Annotated in this window: 3 protein-coding genes; 2 read left to right on the forward strand and 1 reads right to left on the reverse strand. The window is 74.7% G+C overall.

Translation table 11 applies throughout. The features are described 5' to 3' along the window. Together cydC and SSBG_RS14695 are read left to right on the forward strand one after the other, a co-directional pair. On the forward strand, positions 1-1,203 hold a 1,203-nt coding region (cydC, locus tag SSBG_RS14690), incomplete at its 5' end, for a thiol reductant ABC exporter subunit CydC (RefSeq protein ID WP_037869793.1). Between the two features lie 218 nt (positions 1,204-1,421). Beyond that, positions 1,422-2,507 carry a M23 family metallopeptidase gene (locus tag SSBG_RS14695; RefSeq protein ID WP_234010532.1) on the forward strand — a complete coding sequence of 362 codons (1,086 nt, stop codon included), beginning with the start codon at positions 1,422-1,424 and terminating at the stop codon, positions 2,505-2,507. A 92-nt stretch (positions 2,508-2,599) separates the two neighbouring features. Here the strand turns inward: SSBG_RS14695 and SSBG_RS14700 are convergent, their stop codons facing one another. Continuing rightward, positions 2,600-3,523 (reverse strand): HAD family hydrolase, encoded by a 924-nt coding sequence (locus SSBG_RS14700; RefSeq protein ID WP_008746902.1) that lies wholly within the window; start codon positions 3,521-3,523, stop codon positions 2,600-2,602. Between the last annotated feature and the right edge of the window lie 471 nt (positions 3,524-3,994).

Consider the following 3,994-nt stretch of genomic DNA (forward strand, 5'->3'; position numbering starts at 1 on the left):
CTCACCGTCGCGGGGGCGCTGCCCGCCCGGCTGCGGGCCGCGAGGGCGGCCGACGTGGAACTCACCGGAATCGCGGCGCGCGCCTCCGCGCTGACCGCGGTCGGCGACGGCCTTATGGCACTTCTGACGGGGCTCACCGTCGCGGGCGCGGCGGCGGTCGGCGCGAACGCTGTCGCGGACGGCCGCCTCTCCGGCGTCGCTCTCGCCGTTGTCGTCCTCACTCCGCTCGCCGCCTTCGAAGCGGTCCTCGGCCTGCCGCTCGCGGCGCGCCAGCGGCAGCGCGTACGCCGCGGCGCGGAGCGGGTCTACGAGGTCCTGGACGCACCCGCGCCCGTACGGGAACCCGAGCGGCCCGCCGAGACGCCCGGCTCCGCGTTCCCGTTGCGCCTCGAAGGGCTCGGGGCACGGCACCCGGGCGCAGCGCGTCCCGCGCTCGACGGCGTGGACCTGACCCTCGCCGAGGGACGGCGGATCGCCGTCGTCGGCGCCTCGGGCGCGGGCAAGACCACGCTCGCCCACGTCCTGCTCCGCTTCCTCGACACGGAGAGCGGCACCTACCGCCTGGGTGACACGCCCGCCGCGGCGCTCGACGGGGACGCGGTACGCCGGATCGTCGGCCTGTGCGCCCAGGACGCGCACGTCTTCGACAGTTCCGTGCGCGAGAACCTGCTCCTCGCGCGGAAGGACGCCACCGAGGCCGAGGTCCGCGCGGCGCTCGCGCGCGCCCGGCTCCTCGACTGGGTGGACACGCTGCCGCAGGGGCTCGGGACGCTCGTCGGCGAACACGGGGCGCGGCTCTCCGGCGGTCAGCGCCAGCGGCTCGCGCTCGCCCGCGCGCTCCTCGCGGACTTCCCCGTCCTCGTCCTCGACGAGCCGGCCGAGCACCTCGACCTGGAGACCGCCGACGCGCTCACGAGCGACCTGCTCGCCGCGACCGAGGGCCGCACGACGCTCCTCATCACCCACCGCCTCGCGGGCCTCGAAGGCGCGGTGGACGAGGTCGTCGTCCTCGATCAGGGCCGCGTCGTGCAGCGCGGTGACGTGGCCACGTTGCTGCGCACCCCGGGCCCGCTCCACCGGATGTGGCGCCAGGAACGGGCGACGGACGCCCTGCGCGGAGCGACGGGGGAGACGCCGCTCAGTGCCGCTCCCGCCGAGGACGACGGCGCCACGGCGCGGGAGACCGTGGCTGCCGCGCGCTGAGGACGGGGGAGCGGGTGCGCGAGGCAGGATGCGCTGATCGCCCTGCGTGAGGAGCGAGTGACGATGTTTCACGTGAAACATCGTCTGCGCGCGGTTCGGGGTGGATGTTTCACGTGAAACATCGTCAACCTCCCGTTGTCCTTCGTACGGCCCAGCGGGTCCCCCGGCTGTACGCGCTGCGGAGGCGCCCGCTCCTCGGCACGCCCACGATCCGGGGCATGGCACTCCGTACCGGAACCCCCGCACCCCTGCGCGGCACTGTCGTGGCCTCGGCCCTGTGTCTTCTGCTGCTCGGCGCCCTCGGGCTGACGGTCCCGGCGGCGGGGGCGGACCACCAGGAGGGTGACGGGCCCGGGACACCGAGCGCGGCGGTCGCGGTCCTGTACCGCGAGGCGGCCCAGGCCACCGCGAAGTACGAGGAGGTCCGGAAGGCCGTCACAGCCCAGCGGGCGAAGTCCAAGGTGCTGGAGGCGCGCCTCACGAAGGAACGGCAGCGGCTGAGGTTCTTCCGCAAGGACGTGGGCAGGCTCGCGCGGGCGCAGTACCGGGCCCATGACGACGGCCTCTCACTCACCGCGAACCTGCTCTTCTCGGACGACCCCGAGGCCCTGATGGAGAACGCGGGGTTCGCGAGCAACGCGGACCGGGCCGTGACCCACCTCGTGCAGCGCTCCGCCGACGCCGCGAGCGCTCTGGCCGGAGCCGAGCGAAAGGTACGGGCGAACCGGGAGGCCGTGGAGGCGCGCACGGCGCACCTGGCCTCGCTCAAGCGGCAGATCGACGCGAAGCTCCAGAGCGCGCGGGCCCGGCTCCAGGCGCAGGGCGAGAGCGCGGTGCTCGCGGGACGCTGCCGGGGCGCGAACCGGATCGAGCAGGCGGCCTCGGAGTACCCGAAGGAACCGTGGGTGACCCCGGTGGAGGACTTCGTCCTGTCAGCGGGCTTCGGCGGTTCGGGGAGCCACTGGTCCCAGGGACATACGGGTCAGGACTTCGCGGTCGGCATCGGCGCGCCCGTCCGCGCCGTGGGCGGGGGACACGTGGTGCGGGTCTCCTGCGGGGGACCTTTCGGGATCGAAGTCGTGCTCCGGCACCCCGGCGGCTACTACACGCAGTACGCACACCTCTCCTCGGTCGCCGTGGACCAGGGGGAGACCGTGCGGACGGGCCAGTGGATCGCCCAGTCCGGCACGACGGGGAACTCGACCGGCCCGCACGTGCACTTCGAGGTCCGGCTGACCCCTGACTACGGCTCGGCGGTCTCACCCTTGCCGTGGCTGCGGGAACACGGGGTCCGGGTGGAGTAAGCCGGGGCGGCGCGTCGGTGCGTGCGTCGGCGGGCGGCGGACGCGGGGACGGGCGGCGGGCGTGGCGCCCTCCGCCCGTACGTGTGGACCGCTCAGGCCAGCAGCCGCTCGATGACCGCGGCGACCCCGTCCTCCGTGTTGGGGTGCGTGACGGCGGAGGCGGCGAGGCGGACCTCCGGGTGGGCGTTGCCCATCGCCCAGGAGCGCCCGGCCCAGGTCAGCATCTCGATGTCGTTGGGCATGTCCCCGAAGGCGATGACCTCCTCGGGAGCGATGCCCCGTTCCGCACAGCACTGGGCGAGCGTGCTCGCCTTGGACACCTCGCGTGCGCTGATCTCAAGGAGCGCGGTCGGGCTGGAGCGGGTGACGGCGACGAGGTCCCCGACCGTGTCCCTCGCGAGCCGGAGAAAGGCGTCCGGCGCCAGCTCGCAGTGGTGCGCGAGCAGTTTCAGCACCGGTTCGGACGCGTCCCCCTCCGGCGGCGTCCCCGAGTCGAGTCCGAGCAGCTTCGTGATCGGGGCGATGCTCGAAGCGGGGTCGAGGTGGAGGGGCGGGTAGCCCGGCTCGTGGTGGATGCCGCCCGTGCGCTCGACCGCGTACTGCGTTCCGGGCGCTGCCCGTCGCAGGCGCTCGGCGACGTCGAGCACCGTCGCGGAAGGGAGCGGCCGGACCCGTACGAAACGGTAGGGCACCCCGCGCTCCCGGTCGGGGGTGCGCAGATCCACGACCGCCGCGCCGTTTCCGCAGATCGCGAGGCCGTGACCGTCCACGTGCCCCGCGACCACGTCCATCCAGCGGGCAGGGCGCCCGGTCACGAAGAAGACGGCGACACCCGCGCGTTCCGCCGCCGCGAGGGCGGCGAGGGTGCGCGGGGAGACGGTCTTGTCCTCGCGCAGCAGCGTGCCGTCGAGGTCGGTCGCGATGAGCCGTGGCCGGGGGCCCGGCGGGATCTCCGGCCAGGCGCGGGCGGAGACCGAAGGCGGGCCGGGCCGCTCGGAGCCGCCCGCGAGGCGCAGCCGGTGGGCGCTCACGGCTCTCCCGTCGGCGCGGGCCGACGGTTCGCCCGTACCGGCCGGCGGTTCTCCGTCATGGACGTGCGGCTCGTGGGCGGGCTCCGCATCGGTGACCACGCGCACCGGTGCGGCCGAGGGCTCGCCCTTCGCGCGGGCGCCGGACTGCGAGGACCGGGACGGACGGTTCGTACCGGGCTGGACGGCCGCAGGCCCTGCGGTCGGAGAGGTCGCTGAGGTCACGTTTGGCATTGTGGCGCATATGCCAGCACGGGCGTGCGGCTTCCCGCACAGATGAGCCATTCGCGCCCCCTCGGAGCGGAACCCGCCGCCCGCGCCCATACCGTCACGGGCCAAACCCCGTGTCCTGGGCGGACACCGCTTTCCGGTCAGCGGCGTCAGCGACGACAGGGGGCGTACGTCCCGAACGCGCCCCCGCGCCGCGCCCCCGCCCGATACCCCGCTCCCTTGCCCCCG

It is taken from the genome of Streptomyces sp. SPB074, from assembly GCF_000154905.1.
Lineage (GTDB): Bacteria > Actinomycetota > Actinomycetes > Streptomycetales > Streptomycetaceae > Streptomyces.

What these genes read in the sequence shown, in the direction of transcription:
- SSBG_RS14695 (WP_234010532.1), top strand. Translation starts at nt 1,422, where the DNA reads ATGGCACTCCGTACCGGAACCCCCGCACCCCTGCGCGGCACTGTCGTG.